The 21890-nt window shown below is 57.5% G+C and carries 24 protein-coding genes; 16 read left to right on the top strand and 8 right to left on the bottom strand.

Annotated features, from left to right (window positions below; all coding sequences use genetic code 11):
* Positions 1-20: 20 nt before the first annotated feature.
* A complete protein-coding gene (locus tag ACR0EN_RS04685; RefSeq protein WP_170817938.1) occupies positions 21-1685 on the bottom strand; it encodes a mechanosensitive ion channel domain-containing protein in 1665 nt (554 codons plus the stop codon).
* Positions 1686-1877: 192 nt separating this feature from the next.
* Here ACR0EN_RS04685 and yajC point away from each other — a divergent pair, with 192 nt between their 5' ends.
* From yajC to ACR0EN_RS04635, 10 genes are all read left to right on the top strand, one after another.
* Entirely contained in the window at positions 1878-2165 is a 288-nt protein-coding gene (gene yajC, locus ACR0EN_RS04680; RefSeq protein ID WP_155151194.1) for a preprotein translocase subunit YajC, read from the top strand.
* Between the two features lie 33 nt (positions 2166-2198).
* The gene (gene secD / locus ACR0EN_RS04675) at positions 2199-3860 is read left to right on the top strand and encodes a protein translocase subunit SecD (protein WP_170403231.1); all 1662 of its coding nucleotides are present in this window, start codon (positions 2199-2201) and stop codon (positions 3858-3860) included.
* Between the two features lies 1 nt (position 3861).
* Entirely contained in the window at positions 3862-4830 is a 969-nt protein-coding gene (gene secF, locus ACR0EN_RS04670) for a protein translocase subunit SecF (RefSeq protein ID WP_170396385.1), read from the top strand.
* Positions 4811-5569, top strand: coding sequence for a TSUP family transporter (locus ACR0EN_RS04665; protein ID WP_480585399.1), 759 nt, complete (start codon positions 4811-4813; stop codon positions 5567-5569). Before secF ends, ACR0EN_RS04665 begins: the two co-directional genes overlap by 20 nt.
* Positions 5570-5579: 10 nt before the next feature.
* The gene (locus ACR0EN_RS04660) at positions 5580-5933 is read left to right on the top strand and encodes an Mth938-like domain-containing protein (protein WP_170565867.1); all 354 of its coding nucleotides are present in this window, start codon (positions 5580-5582) and stop codon (positions 5931-5933) included.
* 130 nt (positions 5934-6063) lie between these two features.
* The gene (ccmA, locus tag ACR0EN_RS04655; RefSeq protein WP_170403218.1) at positions 6064-6678 is read left to right on the top strand and encodes a heme ABC exporter ATP-binding protein CcmA; all 615 of its coding nucleotides are present in this window, start codon (positions 6064-6066) and stop codon (positions 6676-6678) included.
* Positions 6675-7331 carry a heme exporter protein CcmB gene (gene ccmB, locus ACR0EN_RS04650; protein WP_170396393.1) on the top strand — a complete coding sequence of 219 codons (657 nt, stop codon included), beginning with the start codon at positions 6675-6677 and terminating at the stop codon, positions 7329-7331. Before ccmA ends, ccmB begins: the two co-directional genes overlap by 4 nt.
* Before the next feature lie 61 nt (positions 7332-7392).
* Positions 7393-8166, top strand: coding sequence for a heme ABC transporter permease (locus ACR0EN_RS04645; protein WP_170396395.1), 774 nt, complete (start codon positions 7393-7395; stop codon positions 8164-8166).
* A complete protein-coding gene (gene ccmD, locus ACR0EN_RS04640) occupies positions 8163-8321 on the top strand; it encodes a heme exporter protein CcmD (RefSeq protein ID WP_170422269.1) in 159 nt (52 codons plus the stop codon). Before ACR0EN_RS04645 ends, ccmD begins: the two co-directional genes overlap by 4 nt.
* Entirely contained in the window at positions 8314-8856 is a 543-nt protein-coding gene (locus ACR0EN_RS04635) for a DsbE family thiol:disulfide interchange protein (RefSeq protein WP_170396396.1), read from the top strand. Before ccmD ends, ACR0EN_RS04635 begins: the two co-directional genes overlap by 8 nt.
* Here ACR0EN_RS04635 and ACR0EN_RS04630 read toward each other — a convergent pair.
* The 3 genes from ACR0EN_RS04630 to acnA form a co-directional block, all read right to left on the bottom strand.
* Positions 8851-9552, bottom strand: a complete 702-nt coding sequence (locus ACR0EN_RS04630; RefSeq protein ID WP_480570282.1) for an SDR family NAD(P)-dependent oxidoreductase — start codon at positions 9550-9552, stop codon at positions 8851-8853. The two genes, ACR0EN_RS04635 and ACR0EN_RS04630, sit on opposite strands and share 6 nt — an antisense overlap.
* Positions 9553-9667: 115 nt before the next feature.
* Entirely contained in the window at positions 9668-11170 is a 1503-nt protein-coding gene (locus ACR0EN_RS04625; protein WP_170403204.1) for a BCCT family transporter, read from the bottom strand.
* Positions 11171-11287: 117 nt separating this feature from the next.
* On the bottom strand, positions 11288-13978 hold the full coding sequence (gene acnA, locus ACR0EN_RS04620; protein WP_170626640.1) for an aconitate hydratase AcnA: 2691 nt from the start codon (positions 13976-13978) through the stop codon (positions 11288-11290).
* Positions 13979-14204: 226 nt separating this feature from the next.
* On the opposite strand from acnA, the gene ACR0EN_RS04615 reads away from it, so the two are divergent.
* Positions 14205-14906 (top strand): DUF1223 domain-containing protein, encoded by a 702-nt coding sequence (locus tag ACR0EN_RS04615; RefSeq protein ID WP_480585396.1) that lies wholly within the window; start codon positions 14205-14207, stop codon positions 14904-14906.
* Here the strand turns inward: ACR0EN_RS04615 and ACR0EN_RS04610 are convergent, their stop codons facing one another.
* The 4 genes from ACR0EN_RS04610 to purB form a co-directional block, all read right to left on the bottom strand.
* On the bottom strand, positions 14907-15830 hold the full coding sequence (locus ACR0EN_RS04610; RefSeq protein ID WP_170396406.1) for a lysophospholipid acyltransferase family protein: 924 nt from the start codon (positions 15828-15830) through the stop codon (positions 14907-14909).
* Positions 15831-15915: 85 nt separating this feature from the next.
* Positions 15916-16992: a flagellar motor switch protein FliG gene (locus tag ACR0EN_RS04605; RefSeq protein WP_480585694.1), complete on the bottom strand. Its 1077-nt coding sequence runs from the start codon at positions 16990-16992 to the stop codon at positions 15916-15918.
* An 84-nt stretch (positions 16993-17076) separates the two neighbouring features.
* Complete coding sequence (locus ACR0EN_RS04600; protein ID WP_170817933.1) at positions 17077-17619, bottom strand: tetratricopeptide repeat protein; 543 nt, start codon at positions 17617-17619, stop codon at positions 17077-17079.
* 380 nt (positions 17620-17999) lie between these two features.
* Positions 18000-19304: an adenylosuccinate lyase gene (gene purB / locus ACR0EN_RS04595; protein ID WP_170422262.1), complete on the bottom strand. Its 1305-nt coding sequence runs from the start codon at positions 19302-19304 to the stop codon at positions 18000-18002.
* A gap of 88 nt (positions 19305-19392) precedes the next feature.
* Between purB and ACR0EN_RS04590 the strand changes: the two genes are divergently transcribed.
* The 5 genes from ACR0EN_RS04590 to ACR0EN_RS04570 all read left to right on the top strand — a co-directional run bounded on the left by ACR0EN_RS04590 (position 19393) and on the right by ACR0EN_RS04570 (position 21865).
* Complete coding sequence (locus ACR0EN_RS04590) at positions 19393-19725, top strand: hypothetical protein (protein ID WP_170396412.1); 333 nt, start codon at positions 19393-19395, stop codon at positions 19723-19725.
* Positions 19722-20144, top strand: coding sequence for a DUF6314 family protein (locus ACR0EN_RS04585; RefSeq protein WP_170422260.1), 423 nt, complete (start codon positions 19722-19724; stop codon positions 20142-20144). The genes ACR0EN_RS04590 and ACR0EN_RS04585 overlap by 4 nt, the downstream gene beginning before the upstream one ends.
* A 75-nt stretch (positions 20145-20219) precedes the next feature.
* Positions 20220-20807 (top strand): biotin transporter BioY, encoded by a 588-nt coding sequence (locus tag ACR0EN_RS04580; RefSeq protein ID WP_170396416.1) that lies wholly within the window; start codon positions 20220-20222, stop codon positions 20805-20807.
* A gap of 139 nt (positions 20808-20946) precedes the next feature.
* Positions 20947-21504 (top strand): hypothetical protein, encoded by a 558-nt coding sequence (locus ACR0EN_RS04575; RefSeq protein ID WP_170511968.1) that lies wholly within the window; start codon positions 20947-20949, stop codon positions 21502-21504.
* 10 nt (positions 21505-21514) lie between these two features.
* On the top strand, positions 21515-21865 hold the full coding sequence (locus ACR0EN_RS04570) for a hypothetical protein (RefSeq protein ID WP_170511970.1): 351 nt from the start codon (positions 21515-21517) through the stop codon (positions 21863-21865).
* Positions 21866-21890: the final 25 nt, after the last annotated feature.

Raw genomic sequence — 21890 nt, 5'->3', positions numbered from 1 at the left:
ATGGCAGGGTGTAGCACCGGTTACGACTTATCCGATTCCTCGTGGGATTCATGCGCCAGATGGCCATCCCACTCTTCGGTTGGGATTTTCGGCTCGGGCGGGTCGGCCATGTACGAAGGTGTCATGATCTGCACGTTATTCTCATTGAACACGGCCACGATGTTGCGGTGCAAATCCGAGCGGATTTTGGGAATGATGCTGCCTCGCGTGGTATAGCCGTTGATCTGATAGTTGATCGCGTAATCGGCCAGGGCGGTCCACAAAACAAAAGGTTCGGGCTTGGCCTTGATTCCCTTGGTGCGATGGGCTGCCTCGATCAGCATCGCTTCGATCTTTTCGGGCGGCTCTTCATAGCCAATCCCGACGGTCGTATGCAGCAGCAACCCGCTACCGTCTGTTCTTTTTGAGAAATTCACCACGTCCGAATTCATCAATTGGGCGTTCGGGATCGAGATCAGTTCATTCTTGATGGACTTCAGATGCGTCTCCATCAACTTGATCTGCACCACATCGCCAATATGGTCCCCGATCTGGATCCGATCCCCAATCGAGGTTGAGCGGCGATAGATCACGAAGAGCCCCGCCAGCATGTTCGACACGACCGAGTTTGCGCCCAGTGACAGCATGGCACCAACCAGAATCGTCAGCCCCTGAAACGCCGCCGAATCTGATCCGGGGATGTAAGGGACAGCAAAGACCAGAGCGATCAGGATAACGACGACGCGGGCGATGTTGAAGGTCGGGTTCACCCAGTGGCTTTCAAAATCGCCCATGTCAAAGGTTCCCGCCTCGACGGCGTCAAAGAACACACGCATGCCCCGGATAATATACAGCGTTATCCATGCGATCAGTATCAACATGATCAGGTTTGGGATGTAGCTGAGGATGCCTTTGAAGATCAGCAGGACCGGCTCGGTCAAGTAGGTCAGCAGGAGTTGCGCGAAATAGCGCGTCTCGGCAAAGGCAAGCAGAACGAAGGAGAGGTAGTAGTAGAAGCCGAGGAAAAAGATCACCAGCAGGACAAAATTTAGAGCATACCGGATCAACGCGGCGATGGCCTCGGCCTGAACACTTTTGGCGGTCGCGGTTTCGACATCCTTGAGGTAACGCTTGACCAGTTTCAGCGTACGGCGGCGAATGCGCCGGTGCAGCCACAGGATAACGACGACAAAAAGCGCGAATCCAGCTGTCCATGCTAAGGCTTCGATGGCACCCGAAACACGCGCCTGTTCGGTGCGGTTTGCGCGATAGCTTTCAATGGATTGTTTAATAGCGTCGCCGTGCAACAAACTGAGAACGTTCAAGTCCATCTGCTCAAGCTCGGAATCGGCATCGGTCACGATCGAAACTTGAACACCATCGGCAAAGATTCGAATGCCGAACTCTGAGTCCTCGAAGCTTATAGAGACCTGCTCGGCGTCTGAGGCCTCGGCGATTTCGATGATCTTGTTCTGTACACTCGCGGCCCGTTCCGGAGCGGGCAGCGCGCTGGAGCCGCGCAGGTGAAACAAGGTGTCGCCGTCAACGATAACCGGAGCCTGAAAAATCTCTGATTCAGTGTCTTCTATAGCAGGCTCTTCGCTAGTGGCGTTCTGTGCCCATACGGGCGACGCCAAAAGACCTATACAGGTTGTCACGAGCATCAGGCGAACAAACGCGCCAAGGGTCTGGATTGATTGAATCATTAGGCCTCCTGCCACAGGACTATATCTGACTGGAAGGGTCTGCCTAGAACATATCTGCAACGTCCGGCAGCAAACCTTTGAACCCGATGGTCGAAATGGGGCCAGGTTTGCTTGCAAACCCATGTTTCAAAGCATAGGTTCCCGCAAACTTTGCAGAGAGCTCTCTGCATCATCAGAACAAAGGAATATCCCATGGAAGGTGGCGCAATCGCCCAGTTTCTCCCGCTGATCCTGATCTTCGCGATCATGTATTTCCTGCTGATCCGTCCGCAGCAAAAGAAGATGAAGGAGCATCAAGCCATGGTCGAAGCCGTGCGCCGGGGCGATCAGGTTGTCACCCAAGGCGGGCTGATCGGCAAGGTGTCGAAGGTCAAGGAAGGCGATAACGAGATCGAAGTCGAGATCGCCGAGGGCGTTAAGGTTCGCGTGGTGAAATCGACCATCGCTCAGGTTCTGAACAAGACCGAACCTGCGAAGTAACTTCGCGCGACAATTCCTTGAAAAGGCAGGGTAATGCTGCAAATTGATTCCTGGAAGCGGGTTCTGATCTGGTCGGTCTGTGTGATCGGTCTGTTCCTTGCCCTGCCGAATGCGTTTTATACGCGCGTAGAACAATCTAACGATGCCAAGGCTGCGATTGAGCTGGGCATTGATACACCTGAAATGCAGGCCGAGGCCGCGCAATGGCCGAACTGGCTACCTTCGTCTCTGGTCAATCTCGGGCTCGACTTGCGCGGCGGCGCGCATTTGCTTGCCGAGGTCAAGGTTGATGATGTCTACGAATCCCGGATGGAGGCGATGTGGCCCGAAATCCGCGACGCGCTGCGTGATGAACGCGCGACGGTCGGCACGATCCGTCGTCAGGATTCGGCGCCTGACGAGATTCGCGTGCGCATCAGCCAACCCGAGGGCATGTCCCGCGCATTAGAGGTTGTGCGCGGTCTGGCCCGACAGGTGCAGACGCTGACCGGGGCAGGGGCAACAGATATAGAGGCTCGCGCTGAGGGGGACACTATCGTTGTCCAACTGTCCGAGGCCGAAAAGCTTGCTTCGGATGATCGTACTGTGCGCCAGTCCCTTGAGATCATCCGCCGTCGGATCGACGAGGTTGGCACACGCGAACCAACGATCCAGCGTCAGGGCGCTGATCGTATCCTGATTCAGGTGCCCGGCATCGGCAGCGCCGGGGAGCTCAAAGAGATTATCGGCACGACTGCACAGTTGACGTTCAATCCTGTCGTTGGGCGCGGGACTGACCCGGATGCCATTCCGGGCGTTGGTGAGAAGCTTGTGCCATCGATCGATGAAGATGGTGTGTACTACACTCTGGACGCCGCACCCGTCGTGACCGGTGAAGAATTGGTCGACGCGCAGCCATCTTTCGACCAGAACGGCCGCCCTGCGGTCAGCTTCCGGTTCAACACCTCTGGCGCGCGCAAATTCGGCGATTACACGCTGGAAAACATTGGCGCACCCTTTGCTATCGTCCTGGATGACGAGGTGATCTCGGCACCCGTAATCCAAAGCCATATCCCCGGCGGCTCGGGCATCATCACTGGCAATTTCACGGTTGAGGAAAGCACCAATTTGGCCGTTCTGCTGCGCGCAGGTGCCTTGCCTGCAGGTCTGGACTTCCTGGAAGAGCGCACCATCGGCCCTGAGCTGGGTCAGGACAGTATCGACGCAGGTAAAGTCGCGACAATCGTGGCCTTTGTCGCCGTGTTGGTATTCATGGCTCTCAGCTACGGCCTGTTCGGCATCTTCGCCAATATTGCGCTGATCCTGAACGTGGGGCTTTTGTTTGGCCTGCTCTCACTGATCGGCGCCACGCTGACCTTGCCCGGGATCGCGGGTATCGTGCTGACGGTGGGCATGGCAGTTGACGCCAACGTGCTGATCTTCGAGCGTATCCGCGAGGAACTGAAATCTGCCAAAGGTCCGGCGCGTGCCATCGAACTGGGATACGAAAAAGCGCTTTCGGCCATTCTGGACGCAAACGTGACCACATTCATTACCGCAACCATCCTGTTTGCCATGGGCAGTGGTCCCGTGCGCGGCTTCTCCATTACGCTTGGTCTGGGTATTCTGACCTCGGTCTTCACCGCGATCTTTGTGACGCGTCTGATGATCGTGATGTGGTTCGAACGCCGCCGTCCGAAAACGATCGAGGTTTGACATGAGACTGAAACTCGTACCCCAAAACACCTCGTTCGATTTCTTTAGCCGTTGGAAGGTCTGGCTGGGCATCTCGGGTTTGATGATGGTGATCGCATTCACGTCATTCCTGCTGCAAGGGCTGAACTTCGGCATCGACTTTCGCGGCGGCACCACGATCCGGACCCAAAGCGCGCAAGAGATCGACGTCGGCGCCTATCGCGACGCCATCGCGCCGCTTGAGCTTGGCGATGTGACCATCACCGAGATTTTTGATCCCACCTTTGGCGAGGATGAAAACGTCGCGATGATCCGCATTCAGGCACAGGACGGGGCCGAAGCTGTGGCGGCCGCAACCGTCACAGCCGTCGAAGAAGCGCTGACCGTCGCCGCGCCGGATATCCAGTTCGTCTCAGTCGAATCGGTTGGCCCCAAGGTTTCGGGTGAGTTGATCCAGACCGCGGTCATTGCAGTCGCCTTGGCGATTGGCGCAGTGCTTGTCTATATCTGGCTTAGGTTCGAATGGCAGTTCGCACTCGGGGCGGTCGCCGCGTTGGTGCATGACGTTATCCTGACCATCGGCATCTTCTCGGAACTACAAATCCGTTTTGACCTGGCGATCATCGCCGCTCTACTGACTATCGTCGGCTATTCGCTGAACGACACCGTGGTCGTCTTCGACCGGGTTCGCGAAAACCTGCGGAAGTACAAGAAGAAAGACCTCAAAGAGGTGCTGAACATCTCGATCAACGAAACGCTCAGCCGGACGGTGATGACCTCTGTGACCACGCTGCTGGCGCTGATCTCGCTCTATGTACTGGGCGGAGACGTGATCCGAGGCTTTGTCTTCGCGATGATCTGGGGCGTGATCGTCGGGACCTATTCGTCGGTCTTCGTGGCCTCGACCATCCTGCTGTGGCTGGGGGTCAAGCGCGACTGGTCGAAGCCGTCGAATACGGCGGGCAACCAGTTTGCCAACATTGATGCCTGAGTATTTCGGCCAGACCCCAACCGGTCTGGCCGTTATTATTTTCGCCGCCTTTGTTGGGGGCATCGTGCGTGGGTTCTCCGGCTTTGGGACGGCCCTGATCTTCCTGCCCATCGCCAGCCCGTATCTTGGCCCCTTCGGTGCCATCATCGCGCTGACGGTCATGGACCTATTTGGCCCGATCCCGAACCTGCGCCGCGCATGGACGGTTGTTGACAAGGCAGATCTGATGCGCCTTCTGGTCGGGTGCGCGCTACTTCTACCGGTTGGCTTATGGCTGCTAACCCGGACCGATCCCGAAGTGTTTCGCTATATCGTCAGCCTGATTTCATTGTCGATGCTGGCCGTTCTGGTTTTTGGTCTGCGCTACCGGGGAGCGGTATCGCGTGGCATGGTTGCTGCGATCGGCGGGGCTGCAGGGCTACTGGGCGGGGTAGCCGGGATACCGGGGCCTGCTGTCATCCTGTTTTATATGTCACGGCCCTTACCGGTTGAGATCATCCGCGCGACGATCCTACTGTTCCTGTTTGCTTTCGATTTGCTGATCCTTGGATATCTTGGCGGGATGGGGCGTCTTTCGATCGCGAGCATCGGATTGGGCCTTGCGCTTGCGGTTCCCAACATCACGGGCAACTGGCTGGGGGGCTGGATGTTCCGACCCGAGTACGAGAACCTCTACCGCGCCGCAGCCTATCTGGTGATTGCAACAGCGGCCTTGTCCGGCCTGCCGCTTTGGGGCTAGAACCCTGCACATGCGCCTGAACGAGATCACATATACAAACGCTCAGCCGGTTGATGGCTATGGCCCCGGGTTCTTTCGGATAGGCGGGGAAGTTCATGATGGGGCAGTCCTGACCGGCCCCACTGGTACATCGGCTTGGGCGGGTTACTCCGACGCCCAGACCCTGCTGGCCTTGTCCGAACATGTCGATGTTCTGTTCATCGGTACGGGCAAAGAACTGACCCACATCCCAGCCGACTTGCGCACCACATTGGAAGAGGCAGGTATGGGTGTCGAAATCATGAACTCTCCGGCGGCCTGCCGCACCTACAACGTGCTGCTTTCCGAAGGCCGCCGCGTTGCGCTTGCGCTGATCCCGGTCTGAGGATCTGTTCTTCCACTGGCTAAAAATATCCTGGGGAGTGTGAGGGGCTGGCCCCTCACTGCGACCCAACCGGCCGCTCTGCGGCAATTCCGACCTTTTGCCCACACGCACAATCCGCTAAGCGGGCTTCATGACTTTAAAGGTAACCGATCTGGCCATCGCACGCGGCGGAGTTCCCGTGCTCGAAGGGCTGAGCTTCTCGCTCGAGGCAGGAAGGGCGCTGATCCTGCGGGGACCGAATGGGATCGGAAAGACAACATTACTGCGTACGCTTGCGGGCCTGCAACCGCCGCTGGCAGGGCAAATCGTCGGGGCAGAAGACCAGATCGCATACGCGTCTCATTCCGACGGGTTAAAACCGACCCTGACCGTTGTCGAAAACCTCAACTTCTGGGCGTCGGTCTTTGGCACCCGTGATATCCAGCACGCCCTTGATGCGTTTGAGCTGAACGAGTTGGCTGACCGCCATGCGGGCAACCTTTCGGCGGGGCAGAAACGGCGTCTGGGATTGGCGCGCATGTTGGTTACTGGCCGCCCAATCTGGATGCTGGACGAGCCGACGGTCTCGCTGGATCGTCACGCCGTGCAGATGTTTGCGGATGCGGTGCGCGCGCATCTGGGGCAGGGTGGTTCGGCCCTGATTGCGACCCATATTGATCTTGGACTGGACGGAGAGGTTCTGGACGTTGGCCCCAACAAGGCCAAGCCCAAACCTATCGACGATTTCGACGGAGGTTTCTTGTGATCGCCTTATTGCTGCGTGATCTGAAATTGGCCTTCCGTGCGGGGGGTGGCTTTGGCCTCGGTCTTGCTTTCTTCCTGATCGTCACCGTTTTGGTGCCATTCTCGGTTGGCCCGCAATCTTCGCTGCTTTCGACCATCGCACCGGGCGTTCTTTGGCTGGGCGCGCTTTTGGCGTGTCTGCTGTCACTTGATCGCCTTCTGGCGCTGGATTGGGAAGACGGCTCGCTTGATCTGCTCGCGACCGCGCCGCTTCCGTTGGAATCGGTTGTTACCGTCAAAGCGCTAGCCCATTGGCTAACCACCGGATTGCCGCTGGTTCTGGCCGCGCCGTTCCTAGGCGTGTTGCTAAACCTGCCTGTACCCGGGTTTTCGTGGCTAGTGATCTCACTGCTCCTCGGTACTCCGGCGATGAGCGTTATCGGCACCTTTGGCGCGGCCCTTACTGTTGGTCTAAAACGGGGCGGTCTGCTACTGTCGCTTCTGGTTTTGCCGCTCTACGTGCCGACTTTGATCTTCGGAGCCGAGGTCGCCCGACGCGGTGCGACAGGCATGGAGACGCAAACGCCCCTGCTAATGCTGGCAGGGATTACCGCCGCAACGGTCGCACTTTTACCCTTTGCCAGCGCAGCGGTACTGCGCATCAATCTTAGGTGATGGCCACAAAGCTTGACAGAGGTCAATTGAGAACCACGCCGACTCGGACTAGATAGAGCCCATGACAATCGCAGCCAAAGCCAATGCCCTTTGGGAATACGCCAACCCGCGTAAGTTCCTCGCGACCAGCGAACGGGTCCTTCCGTTCTTCTGGATCAGCTCAGGTCTTTGTCTGGTCGTCGGATTGATCTGGGGCTTTTTCTTCACCCCGGATGACTACAAGCAAGGCTCGACCGTAAAGATCATCTATTTGCATGTGCCCGCCGCGTTGATGGCGATCAATTGCTGGCTGATGATGCTGGCAACTTCGCTGGTCTGGCTGGTGCGTCGCCACCATGTCAGTGCGCTGGCTGCCCGTGCCGCTGCGCCCATTGGCATCGTGATGACGCTGATCGCATTGGCCACCGGAGCGATCTGGGGGCAGCCCATGTGGGGGACATGGTGGGCCTGGGACCCGCGCCTGACATCGTTCCTGATCCTGTTCCTGTTCTATCTAGGTTATGTCGCCCTGTGGGAGGCCATCGAAGACCCGGACACCGCGGCTGACCTGACCTCGGTCCTTTGCCTTGTGGGTTCGGTCTTTGCGTTCCTCAGCCGGTATGCGGTGAACTTCTGGAATCAGGGGCTGCATCAGGGGGCTTCGGTGATGCGCGCCGGGGCGATCACAGGCACGGATACTGAGGAGAAGGTAAGCAATATCTACTTCTATCCACTGCTGCTTTGCATCATCGGCTTTGTACTGCTGTTCATTGCGCTGGTCTTCTATCGTACGGGCACAGAAATTCGCGCCCGCCGGACCAAGGCGCTTATGGCGCGTGAAAGGGTGAGCGGATGATGCCTGATCTTGGAAAATATGCCGATACCGTCTTGTGGTCCTATGTCGTGTCAATCGGACTTCTGATCGCATTGGTGGGTTTCAGCGTGATCCGGGGCCGTAAAGTACGGGCCGAGATGGAGAAGGTTGAACAAAGGATGTCACGCAATGGCTAAGATTTCGCCCCTGATGATCGCGCCTCCGCTGATTTTCGGCGCCTTCGCTGTACTCGCGGGCATCGGCATGTTCCGCGACGATCCTAACGCCTTGCCCTCGGCGCGCGAGGGTCAGCCAGCGCCGCCGGTTGTACTGACCGAGTTCGCGGGCAAACCGGGCTTCGATGATGCCACATTGCGTGATGGCGAGGTCAAGCTGGTCAACTACTGGGCCAGTTGGTGTGCACCATGCCGCGTCGAACACCCCAATCTGCAGGCTCTGTCTGACGAGGGTATCCCCGTCTATGGTATCAACTACAAAGATCAACTGGACAACGCCGAAGGATTTCTTGCTGAACTGGGCGATCCCTATGCCGGTATCGGTCGGGATGAACAGGGCCGAATGGGGCTGGACTGGGGCGTCTACGGTGTGCCCGAAACCTATGTGATCGACGGTGAGGGCACGATCATCCTGCGCTGGGCTGGTCCGGTCACTCAGCGGGTGATCGAAAGCACGATCCGCCCAGCACTTGAGAAAGCCGCAGGTGGCTCATAAGCGATAGCCACCGGTGACGCCCAGAACCTCACCAGTGATGAAGGATGCGGCATCGGACGCCAGAAACCTGACGACTTTGGCGATATCCTCGGGCTTTCCCGCGCGACCTAAAGCGGTTTCTTTGACAAACAGCGCGGTCAACTCCTCGGACCGGGGCGCTTCGGGGATGTTGATCGCACCCGGCGCGACTGCATTAACGCGTATCCCCTTTGGCCCAAGCTCCTTTGCCATGGCGTGGGTCCATAGATTCAGGGCAGCCTTGCTTGCCCCATAGGTCACCGCATCCCGAGGCGGCAAGACCGCGTTCATGGATGAGATATTGACGATTGAGGCGTCGCGTTTCAGATGTGGTAGCGCAGCAGCCAACAATGCGGCGGGGGCCAGCAGGTTCAAATCCAGAATGGCGCGGTGGTCCTCGGCCCGAAACTCCTCTTTGGGGGTAGATTTCACAAGGCCGGCATTGTTGACGATCACATCCAGCCGTCCAAACCGCTCGATCACCTGCGAAATCACGCTAGCCGGCTGGTCGGGCGCAGATAGATCGGAGCGTATGGCCAGAACATCCCCACCCAGTAGCTCGGGCGTGGGTTTGCTCGACAGCCAAGTAAACGCGACGCGGTGATCACGGCTGAGGTCTTCGACGATTGCACGCCCAATTCCGCGTGCACCGCCGGTTATCAATGCGACTTTGTCCATAATCGTAGGAAATCGGTAAAATGGCCGGGATTCAAGCCGTTACTTACGGACCAAAATCCAGATCATCGCGCCGATGAATGCAAAGGTGGTCAGATTCATAAGCGTATCCGTCAGATCACCGATCAGCATGGCTCAGCCCCTCTTCTCGTAGCCCTCGGAACAGGCAGACCATCAGCAGAACCGAGATGAACACAAAGGGCAGCGCCCCGAGTGAGATCAGGACTTTGACCGATTCCACCGAGCCCGACAGGATCATCGCAACACTCAACAAGCCCAGCAATGCACCCCAGATCAGCCGCACGCGCGGGGGCGGGTTTTCATCCCCCTGGGACGAGAATGTACCCAGCACAAAGGCTGCGCTTACAACGCTGGTTACGATGAACAGAAACGCCGCTGCTACGGTTGCGAGTATTGTGATCTGCGATAAGGGCAAACGGTCGAGCAGGGCGAAGGTCACACGCTCGATGTTTGTTTGCGTATAGGCCAGCAGTTCACCGGCACCGTTGAGCGCCTCGAACAGACCGATGCCGCCAAAGGCACCGAACCAAAGGATCGAGAACAGCGTGGGCGCAAAGAGTACTCCGATCACGAATTCCCGGATCGTGCGACCGCGAGAGATACGCGCGACGAACACACCAACAAAAGGTCCCCAGGCGATCCACCAGACCATATAGGTGAGGGTCCAGTCGCTGAACCATTTGGTGACGTCATCGCCGAAGAAGGTGAAGGTCTGAAAGCCCCGAGGAATGACATTGGTGACGTAATCGCCGAACCCTTGAACCACCGTGTTCAACAGATACTCTGTAGGCCCGAGGACCACTGTGTAGGCCACAAGGCAGATCGCGATCAGCATTGCCGCATTCGACAAGCGCGCCATGCCTTGGCCAAGGTCGATTAACAGAGCAGGGATGTAGGCTGCGACCATCGCCAGGAAAACAACGCCGATCAGAAGGGCACCAACCGTTTCCCGGCCACCCAGAACCGCAATCCCGTCCGCAACCTGGAACACGCCCATGGCCATTGAACCGCCAACACCGATAGAGATTGCAACAATGGCCATGAAATCCGACAGCCACCCGACCCGCTCGGCCCAGCGTTCGCCGGGAAACAGGCTTTTGATCGGGGCGCTGACCATCATGCCTGTCCCGCGCCGAAAGCTGAAATAAGCGATGGTCAGCGCGGTCGAACCGTAAATCGCCCAGGCGTGCAGACCCCAATGGAAGTTTGTTGCCAGCATGGCCTGCTGCGCGGCGACATAGTCGGGTGCCATGCCCGAGATGAAGTTGAAATGGGTCAGGGGCTCGGCGACCGCCCAGAACAGCAGTCCAACGCCCATTCCTGCGGAGAACAGCATTGAGATCCAGGTGGCGGTCGAGAACTCGGGCTCTTCATCATCCCGGCCCAGACGGATTTTGCCATAGGGCGAAAAGGCCAGAACCAAACACCCGATCAACATGCCTGAGGCCGCGAGCATCACGAACCAACCGCGACTGTGGAAGGTTTGTTGCACGATGCTATTGGCCCAAGTCACCAAGCTTTCGATATCGACGACGCCCCAGATCCCGATCACGGCGATGACGCTAAGCGAGCAAACCAATAGGGCGTTGGGCTTTTTCATGGTGATGAAATTCCGAAGACTGTCTTGCTCAACAGTTTCAGATTTTTGAATAAATGGCCAGAAAACAAAACCCCCGGCGCAGGGCCGGGGGTTGAGGTTGGATATCAACCTGCTGATTTATGACGCTTTTGCGAGATTGCGCAGCACGTATTGCAGCACCCCGCCGTTTTCGATGTATTCGATCTCGGGCGCGGTATCGATGCGGCACTTCAGGGTGATCGTCTTTTCGGTACCATCTCCGTAAATGATGGTGCAGGGCACTTCCTGCAGGGGCTCAACTGAATCCAACCCGTGGATCGATACGGTCTCATCACCTTTCAGACCCAGTGTCTTGCGGGTATCACCATCGGTGAATTCGAACGGTATGACGCCCATGCCCACCAAGTTTGAACGGTGGATGCGCTCAAAACTCTCGGCGATCACTGCCTTGACGCCAAGCAGAGCTGTGCCCTTGGCCGCCCAGTCGCGTGACGAACCTGCACCGTACTGTTCGCCGCCAAAGACGACCAGCGGGGTGCCTTGCTCCTGATAGGCCATCGATGCTTCGTAGACCGAGGTTTGTTCACCATCCGGGCCTTTTGTATAACCGCCTTCGACGCCATCCAGCATCTCGTTCTTGACGCGGATATTGGCGAAGGTGCCGCGCATCATGATCTCGTGGTTGCCACGGCGTGAGCCATACGAGTTGAATTCGCGCGGCTGAACCTGACGATCGGTCAGATACTTCCCGGCAGGTGTCGTTGTCGCAAACGAACCGGCGGGCGAGATATGGTCGGTGGTGATCATGTCACCCAGGATCAGCAGAACCTTTGCACCATCGATATTCGAGATTGTGCCCGGCTCAGGCCCCATGCCTTGGAAATAGGGAGGGTTTTGAATGTAGGTTGACGTCGGTGGCCAATCATAGGTTTCCTGTTGTGGAACCTCGACCTCCTGCCATTTCTCGTCGCCTTTGAAGACATCGGCATATTTCGACTGGAACGCCTCGCGGGTCACGGTTGCCTCAACCAATTCGGCGATTTCGCTTTGGGTCGGCCAGATGTCTTTCATGTAGACATCGTTGCCGGCCTGATCCTGTCCAATCGGTTCCGAGGTCAGGTCGATGTCCAACGTACCAGCCAAAGCATAAACCACCACCAGCGGCGGTGAAGCCAGATAATTGGCGCGCACGTCGGGCGAGATGCGGCCTTCAAAGTTGCGGTTGCCTGAAAGAACCGAAGTGGCAACAAGATCGCCTTCGGCAATCGCTTCGCTGATTTCCCTTTGGATCGGACCTGAGTTGCCAATACAGGTGGTGCAGCCATAGCCAACAAGGTTGAAGCCGATCTTGTCCAGATCTTCCTGCAGACCCGCAGCTTCCAAGTAGGCGGACACAACCTGCGAGCCGGGCGCCAATGAGGTCTTTACCCACGGTTTACGATCCAATCCCAGCGCGGCGGCTTTGCGTGCGACGAGGCCCGCGCCGATCATTACATACGGGTTCGACGTGTTGGTGCAGGAGGTGATCGAGGCGATCACGACTTTGCCCGATTCCATGCCGTAGTTTTCGCCTTTGACCTCTACTTGTTTGCCCATCGGGCGTTTGAAGGTCTCGGCCATTTCCTTGGTGAATGCGGCCTTGGCGTCGGTTAGTGCGACGTAATCCTGCGGCCGTTTCGGGCCCGAGATCGCAGGAACAATTGTGCCCATATCCAGCGACAGAGTGTCGGTGTAGATCGGCGCGTAATCGGCATCGCGCCAAAAGCCGTTTTCCTTGGCGTAGGCCTCGACCAATGCGATGCGGTCTTCGTCGCGTCCAGTATTGCGCATATAGCGCAAGGTCTCGCCGTCAATCGGGAAGAAACCACAGGTCGCGCCGTATTCGGGGGCCATGTTGGCGATGGTTGCGCGATCGGCCAAGGGCAAGCGGTCCAGACCTTCGCCGTAGAATTCAACGAATTTACCAACCACGCCTTTCTCGCGCAGCATCTCGACGACTTTCAGGACAAGGTCAGTTCCCGTTGTGCCTTCGACCATCGAACCGGTCAGTTCAAAGCCCACAACCTCGGGGATCAGCATCGAGATCGGTTGACCCAGCATCGCTGCCTCGGCCTCGATCCCACCAACGCCCCAACCCAGAACGGCCATGCCGTTGACCATGGTGGTGTGGCTGTCAGTACCAACAAGTGTATCGGGATAAGCGACTTCTTCGCCGCTTTGGTCCGTGTCCGTCCAGACGGTCTGCGCCAGGTATTCCAGGTTTACTTGGTGGCAGATTCCGGTGCCGGGAGGCACGACGCGGAAATTGTTGAACGCGTTCTGACCCCATTTCAGGAACTGATAGCGTTCCATGTTGCGCTCATATTCGCGGTCCACGTTCATCTGAAACGCGCGTGGGTTGCCGAACTCATCAATCATGACCGAGTGGTCGATGACCAGATCGACGGGGTTCAGCGGGTTGATCTTTTGCGCGTCCCCACCAAGGCCCTTGATGCCGTCGCGCATCGCTGCCAGATCCACCACGGCCGGAACTCCGGTAAAGTCTTGCATCAGAACCCGGGCAGGGCGATAGGCAATCTCACGTGGGTTCTTGCCACCGTTGGCACCCCATTCGGCAAAGGCTTTGATGTCATCGACGGAAACCGAGAACCCGTCATCTTCGAACCGCAGCATGTTTTCCAGAACCACTTTCAGCGCGGCAGGCAGATTCGAAAAATCGCCTAAGCCTGCTTCTTGCGCGGCTGGAATCGAATAATAGGAAATGGATTTGCCATTCACGTTCAGGCTGCGGCGTGTCTTGGCGGTGTCCTGTCCGACCTTGATGGGCATCTGTGGCCTCCCTCTCAAATGACTTGGAATACGGGCTTCGCTAAGGGTTATCTGCATTACCGCACCAGTTGTTTCAAGGTGCAACGGGCAGTTTGGGTGGTTTTTTGTATACCATTGCACACATTTTGTCGAAAGCTTGTGTCTGAGGTCTCAAGAAACCTTGATTGGCAGTTTATTCGGTTCCGACTTAAACCTGTCAGGCAATCATCCTCTATCGAGAGAAAACATGCTCAGATCAGTCGCTGCGACCGCGTTTGTTTCACTCTTTCTTGCTGCCCCGGCTCAGGCGCAGGATGATCCGGTGGTGGTCGAACTGTTCACCTCGCAGGGGTGCTCGTCCTGCCCGCCAGCAGACCGGATCATGCATGAATTGGCCAAGCGGGATGATGTAATCGGTCTGGCGTTGCATGTGGATTATTGGGACTACATTGGCTGGAAAGATGAATACGCCAATCCCGACCACACCGATCGTCAGCGCGCCTATGCACGTGAAGGCGGGCGGACGATGATCTACACGCCGCAGATGGTTGTGAATGGGCAGCAGGATGTGGTTGGGGCCAAGTCAATTGAACTGAACCGGCTAATCGATTCACACCTGACTGCGCCGCCGGAGGCCGAGGTCAGTGCCACGCGTACCGCGAACGAAGTATCCATGAATGTCGTTCCGATCGAGTTACCAGACGACGAAACCTATGATGTTCGGATTGTGCAGTATTCGCCGATGCGTCGCACCTCGATCCGGCGTGGCGAATTGGCCGGACATGATCTGGATTATGCAAACGTGGTCGAGAATTGGCAGATTGCCGGTCGCTGGGATGGCCAAACACCGCAGAGTTTCACCGCAACATTGTCATCGGAATTGCCTGCCGTTGTTCTGATCCAGCGCAGTGGCCATGGTCCGATCGTGGCCGCAGCGCGGGTTAAGTGATCAGGGCATATCCTTTGGCTGGACCCCCAGTCCCCTCCAGGACTTCCAGCGCCGATGAATCCAGAACCATTGTCCCATGTGCTGACGCACCATCGCTTCCAGGTCGTCATTGGTGAACTGGGTCATGGTTTTGGCATCAGTATGCGGGACCGGGTCGTGTAGGACGATCTCAAAATCGATCCCGTTGGGTTGGCGCACTGCATAGCAGGGGATCAGCACAGCCTTGTATTTGATCGCAAGTTCCGCGTTCAGCACCGAGGTGACGGCGGGTTTGCCGAAAAAGGTCAGCTCCTCACCACCATGCGCATGCAGGTCGGATACAATGGCAATGATGCCTCCGCTTTTCAGTGAACGGACCATTTCGACCATACCTCGGCGGCCCTGTTCGAACATGGGCGACCCGGTCTGATAGAATGCCTCGACATACATGTCGTTGAAATATGGATTTGCCATGCGGCGATAGAGGCTGCCGATGGGTTTACCGCTACGCGCCTGCAGCGCGACCCGCGCGGCCAGATAGTGCCCGAAATGCGCAGTGATCATCATCACTGGACGCCCTTCCGCCACGGCGGCATCAAATGCTTCGACACCCGAGCCCGATACTTTGGCCTTGCTTTGTCGCTCGATGAAACCGTCGGCTGAAAAATGCTCCATGATCGCGCGCCCGGCATTGTCAGGCACGGCGCGGCAGATGCGTTTGACCTCGGCCTCGGGCAGGTCTGGGCAGGTGAGTTTCAGGTTGCGGCGCACGCGGGTTCGAAACCCGACAATAGGGGCAAGCCAGCGCACAATCGCGCCCATCGCTCCGATGCGGCGCTCATATGGCAGCAGGCGCATGCCGCGGATTACGCCGGTCAGAAACAGGTTGGCGACGTAGTATTTTCCAAGCTCAAATCGGCTTAGTTCCGACTTTTCGACGGGCATGGGGAGAGACACCTGAGCGTTGTGAACTGCGCGACGAGACATACAGGCCCCATCGTGCGATCACAAGTGGTCGCGCCTTGCCGGACTATTCTGCATTCTCCTCAGCCTCGACCAGTGCGATCGCGCCCTCGTCCAAAAGCGCGCGGATGGCTGCAACGATCTGCGACATCGCTTCTTCACTGTCGGATTGTTTGACCTTGCCACGTTCAGCCATTTCTTCCCGTAAGTTGTCCGCCATGCGAGAGGACATGTTGGCTAGGAAGAACTCGACCGTGGCGAGGTCTTCGTCGCTATTGGCTCCGGCCAACGCCGTGATGAGAACGGGTTGATCCACAACGCGCAGAATCGCTGGAACATCGCGGGGTTGGATGCGCGAGGGCACATGCGAAAAGATGAAGATCGATTGCCGGACGGTATCCGCAAAATCGGCGTCTTCTTCGTCCAGCGCGGTCAGCAAACCATCACGCGTCGCCGCGGCCGACTGGTTGAGGATCGCGCCCACACGCTCACCCGGCCCATCCCGAAAGGCGGGCTCGGGGCGTTGATCCAGCTGAGCGGCCAAAGACCATCCGATCCGCTCAACCGCCTCGGGCGTCACGTTGGCCGTTTTCGAGACTGCATAAGTTATCCGTCGCGCTGTGGGGCCGGGCAGGTGGCCCAACAACTGGGCAGCCTTGGCGGTTTCCAGTTTCGACAGCATAACGGCGGCGACTTCTGTGCTTTCAGCTTTGGCCATCTCGGCCAGATCTTCTGAGGGTACTTCGCGCAAACGCTGCCATGGGTCACCGATCTGCCTCACGCCAGCTACCTTGCGCAGCCGGGCGGCGGTGGCTGGGGCGATCTTGCCGTTCACCGCGTCCAAAGCACCGGCAAGCCCATGGGGAAATGCAAGCCCTACGCCATCCAGCGCATCGGCAAATTCCTGTGCGACGGCGGCCAACGTTACCCGGTCAACCAACCCCATCTGTCCAAGTTGGTGGGTAAGTTGTTCCTGCAGTGAATCGGGAAGCTCTTCCAACGGGATATCCGCCCCCTCGTTCAGCAGCAGCCGAACCACAACTGCGGCTTTCTCTCGGTTGCTGAGGGCGCGCGGCACAACACGTGGCGCATCATCGTCTTGTTCAACGACCGGGGGTTGCGTGCCCGGCGTCATCTGCACCATTAGGTTCGTGTCCTGCATCTGCCTGCAATGCCTCATTCGCGTTGCAGGCAGAATATAGAGAGTCGGGTAAAGAAACCCTGAAACTCAGTAGCTATATGTCAGCCCTGTTCTGATCGCTTCGCGCAGCGATGTCTCAGCCCATGTGCCTTCGCCACCACGCGCCTTGATCTCGCGCCATTGTGCGATGGCCAACTCGGTCTTGCCCTGGGTAACAAATCCCTGACCCATGTAGCTGCGGGCGAGGATGTTGTTGGGGTTGGATTCAATTGCTTTCTGGTAAAATGCGTCAGCCAGTTTCAGCTCACCCATCTTGCGATAGGTGAATCCCCAATAGGTCTGCACCCGATCATCACCTTGATCCATGATACGCAGAATGCCCTGAGCATTTTCGTACTGCCCGTCGTAAGCCAACTCGCGCACGGCATCATACAGTTGGTCTTCGGTGAAATTTGTCTTGTTGGGTTTGACGCAGCGCCCGGCTGCCTCGTCATAAACGCGGCCAAACAGGCATTTCTTGGTGGTGTTGGTGGGCTTGGGCGGGCTGCTGTCCCCACCACCCGCAGCAATGGCCATGGGCGCGAAGGTAAAGGCCTGAAGAGCGATGGCCGAGGCTAGTACAAGACGCATTTTCCTACTCCGTTGTCAAAGAGACTTGTTACAATCATAGCTTGATCTTCAAAAAAGCTAACGATTGACTGATCGCTTTTATTCACAAGCAGGAAATAAAAATGTCAGCTATTGACGATTTTCATGCAGCTTTGGCTTTCGCTGTCCCAAATTGTGCCTTCAGCACAGGACTGGGTTTGCTTGGTGTTACCGTTACAGGCAAATCCGGCGGTGCCCGCACAGATAAGAGCAATTGCGCATAGAGCAGTTCGTAGCATCGAGTTTTCCTTTCGCGGAAACTGTGCCAACAGATTAACCGATTTTTGCCAATCTGGCAAAGACACAAGGCCCGGCTGCATTGAGCAAGCCGGGCCAAGTTTTTAGCACTGTTTGAGTTTGAATTATTCGCCGAATACGCGGGCGAAAATCGTATCTACATGTTTGGTATGGTAGCCGAGATCGAATTTCTCTTCGATTTCTTTCGGGCTCAGCGCGGCGGTGACATCGGCGTCGGCCAACAGTTCCTCTTTGAAGTCGGTGCGATGCTCCCAGACTTTCAGCGCGTTGCGCTGAACCATGGCATAGGCATCCTCGCGGCTTACACCGGCTTGGGTCAACGCCAACAGCACTCGTTGGCTCATGACAAGACCGGGGAACTTGTTCATGTTCTCGATCATGTTCTCGGGGAAGATCAGCATCTTGTCGATTACACCGGTCAATCGCGCGAGTGCAAAGTCCAGCGTGATAGTGGCATCCGGCCCGATCATGCGTTCGACCGAGGAATGCGAGATATCGCGCTCGTGCCACAGCGCCACGTTCTCCATCGCCGGGATCACGGCCGCACGCACCATGCGCGCAAGACCGGTCAGGTTCTCGGTCAGCACCGGGTTCTTCTTGTGCGGCATCGCGGATGAGCCTTTCTGACCCATCGAGAAGAACTCGGCCCCCTCCAGTACTTCGGTACGCTGCATGTGGCGGATTTCGATAGCGATGTTTTCGATGCTGCTGGCGATAACACCCAGTGTGGCGAAGAATGCGGCGTGACGGTCGCGGGGAATGACCTGCGTGCTGATCGGTTCAGGCACCAGACCCAGCTTGTCGCAGACATGCTCTTCAACCTGCGGGTCGATATTCGCAAACGTCCCGACCGCGCCGCTGATCGCTCCGGTGGCGATTTCCGCGCGGGCATCGCGCATCCGGGACAAGTTGCGGTCCATCTCGGCATAGAAGCGGGCAAAGGTCAGGCCCATCGTGGTGGGTTCGGCATGGATACCGTGGCTGCGACCGATGCGAACGGTGTCTTTGTGCTCGATCGCGCGGCGTTTCAGGGCAGCCAACAGACCTTCGAGGTCTGCAATCAGCAGGTCGGCGGCGCGGGTCAGTTGCACATTGAAGCAAGTGTCCAGTACGTCCGAGGAGGTCATGCCCTGATGCACGAAGCGGGCTTCCTCGCTACCCACATGTTCGGCCAGATGGGTCAGGAAGGCGATGACGTCGTGTTTGGTGACGGCTTCGATCTCGTCGATACGGGCGACATCAAACTCCACATCCTTGGCTTTCCACACGGCCTCGGCGTTTTCACGCGGGATCACGCCTAGATCGGCCATGGCGTCGCAGGCGTGCGCCTCGATCTCGTACCAAATGCGGAACTTGCTCTCGGGTGACCAGATGGCGACCATCTCTGGGCGTGAATAGCGGGGAATCATTGGCGGCAGCACCTTTTTATGATTGGGATGAGGCGTTGGCGCGGGGTTTAGCCGCGCATTGACCAAGGAACAAGGCGCGAGTGCTGGGATGAGACGGTTTGCCCTGATTTTATTGCTTTGGCCCGGATTTGTGGCCGCCGACGAGTTTCAGCAACTGACGGGTGATGAGATTCTGATGGCGCTTGCTGGCAAGAAGCTCGACTATGGCGAGGGGATCACCCAGACCTTCGATAGCAATATGCAAACGCAGTACTTTTCAGGCCGCCCAAGTTCGGGACGATGGGCCGTTCGTGATGATCGCTATTGCTCGGTCTGGCCGCCTTCGGATTTCTGGGCTTGTTATGATGTTGAGCAAAGCGGTGAAACCATCCGGTTTGTGGATGATTCAGGTAATACAACTGACGGAATCTATTTGAAGTGAGCCTGCCCAGAAATATTTATGATTTCCAGGGGGTTTGGGACCTGAGCCGCCTCATCCGGGACGAGCGTGCAGGCCAGATCATTCAGGCCGAGGGTAAGGCAGAGCTACGGCAAGATACCCAAGGGTTGGTCTATGATGAGACGGTCACGCTGCGTGTTCCGGGGCAGCCTGCAATGACGGGAACGCGTCGATACCTTTGGCGCGACGCCGGTGATCGGATCGCCATTCACTTTGATGATGATCGGTTTTTTCACGCACTTAAACTTGGCCAAACCCGCGTCAAGGATCATCACGATTGCCCGCCGGACAGCTATGATGCAGACTATGATTTCTCGGGATGGCCGCGCTGGACAGTCCGCTGGACTGTATCAGGACCGCGAAAATCCTATGAAATGGAGACCAAATACGCGCTGCGATAGCGTAATCATCTTGCAGCAACGGCCCGGAACGGGCATTGCTGCATGTGCAAATAAGTCCGAATGTGGAGAAATGAGATGAACGCAAACGTACTGGCCAATGCTTTTGGCCCGCGTGAGGGGACGGCGCTGCGCGTCAAGCAGGTGGCTCTGGTTGCCCTGGGTATCGTTGCTCTGGCTGTTGCTGCCAAAATCAAAGTGCCGATGTGGCCGGTTCCGATCACCATGGGCACATTCGCCGTTCTGACCATCGGCACCGCTTATGGCGCGCGCCTTGGCCTGATCACGATGCTGGGTTACCTGCTGGTTGGTGCTCTGGGCTTTGACGTGTTTGCAGGTTCCTCGGCCGAAAAATACGGCCTGACCTACATGATGGGTGGCACCGGCGGCTATCTGGTCGGTTACCTGATGGCGACCATTCTGCTGGGCGCACTGGCCGCGCGCGGCTGGGATCGTTCGGTCGGCAAGCTGGCGCTGGCGCTGGTACTGGCCAACGTGCTGATCTACGTGCCGGGCCTGCTGTGGCTGGGTCAGCTGTATGGCTGGGACAAGCCGATCCTGGAATGGGGTCTGACACCGTTCCTGCTGGGTGACGCGATCAAGCTGGCGCTGGCCGCTCTGCTGATCCCTGGCCTGTGGAAGCTGCTGGGCGACGCACGCACCTGATAGCGCGCTCTTGCGCAAGATACACCCGCGTTCGGAGCTTTCCGGACGCGGGTTTTTTATTGTCTGCAGAACAGGATGCTGGACAAAGTCAAACTGCATGGGCAACCTGACATCAGAAAACTGATCAGGTTATTGAGATATGCGTATTTTGTTAAGCTTGGTGCTTGCTGCAAGTGCCGTGACTTGGTTGGCTGTAACGCCTGTGCAAGCCGACACGCCGGTGACTTACACCGATGAAGGACGCGCCCTGTTCCGCTTTGAGGTTCCCGACTTCTGGACATTGCGTACCGGTGGCCCGCGTGAAATCGAGGATACCAATCTGGGCGATGCCCGTGCGGTTTCGCGCGTCATGGGGATCAGACCGGTGACCGACGATAATGTCTGGATGGGCTTCGTCTCACCATCACGGGTTTCCAGCATTCAGGGCGGGCTGAGCTATCTTGAGGATATCGACAAATTCCTCGTCAAAGACCCGACCGTGACCAGCACCAGCAATACAAGGATTGGTGGGCGGCCAGCCCACGTTATTCGAGGCACCGGCAATCGGGATGGGCGAGGCGTAAACTTTACCGCCACCGTGATTGACCTGCCGCGTGACCGTGTTGCGATAGGGGTTGCGATCCTGCGTGACGGGGCCGACCCGTCTTATGTTGATGCCTTGAACGCCGTTTTCGCGTCGTTCCGGTCTTTGCAGTAAGGAGGCTCGGATGACTCGCAAACTGTTAAAACGGTCTGTTCTGGCGCTGGGGTTGGGTACTGCAACGTTTACATTGTCCGCCTGCGATGGCGTGTCCGTCGGGGTAGGGTATGGCGTTGGGTATGACCCGTTCTACGACTCGATGCTGTGGAATGATTACTACCACGACCGTAACGTGAATGTAGATGTTGACATAAACCGCCCAGACCGGCCCGACCGCCCCGATCGACCGGTTCGTCCGACCCCTCCACCGCGGCCAAAGCCACCGATCGCCAAACCGCCGTCGCGTCCGCATCCCCCGGTGGCGCGTCCTCCGACGGCACGGCCACCAATTCACCGACCCTCACCGAGGCGCCGTTAGAAAAAGGGGGCAAAAGCCCCCTTCA

Source organism: Ruegeria sp. AB7, assembly GCF_056542625.1.
The sequence above is the reverse complement of the archived record's forward strand: the minus strand, read 5'-3'. Positions and strand labels throughout refer to the sequence as shown.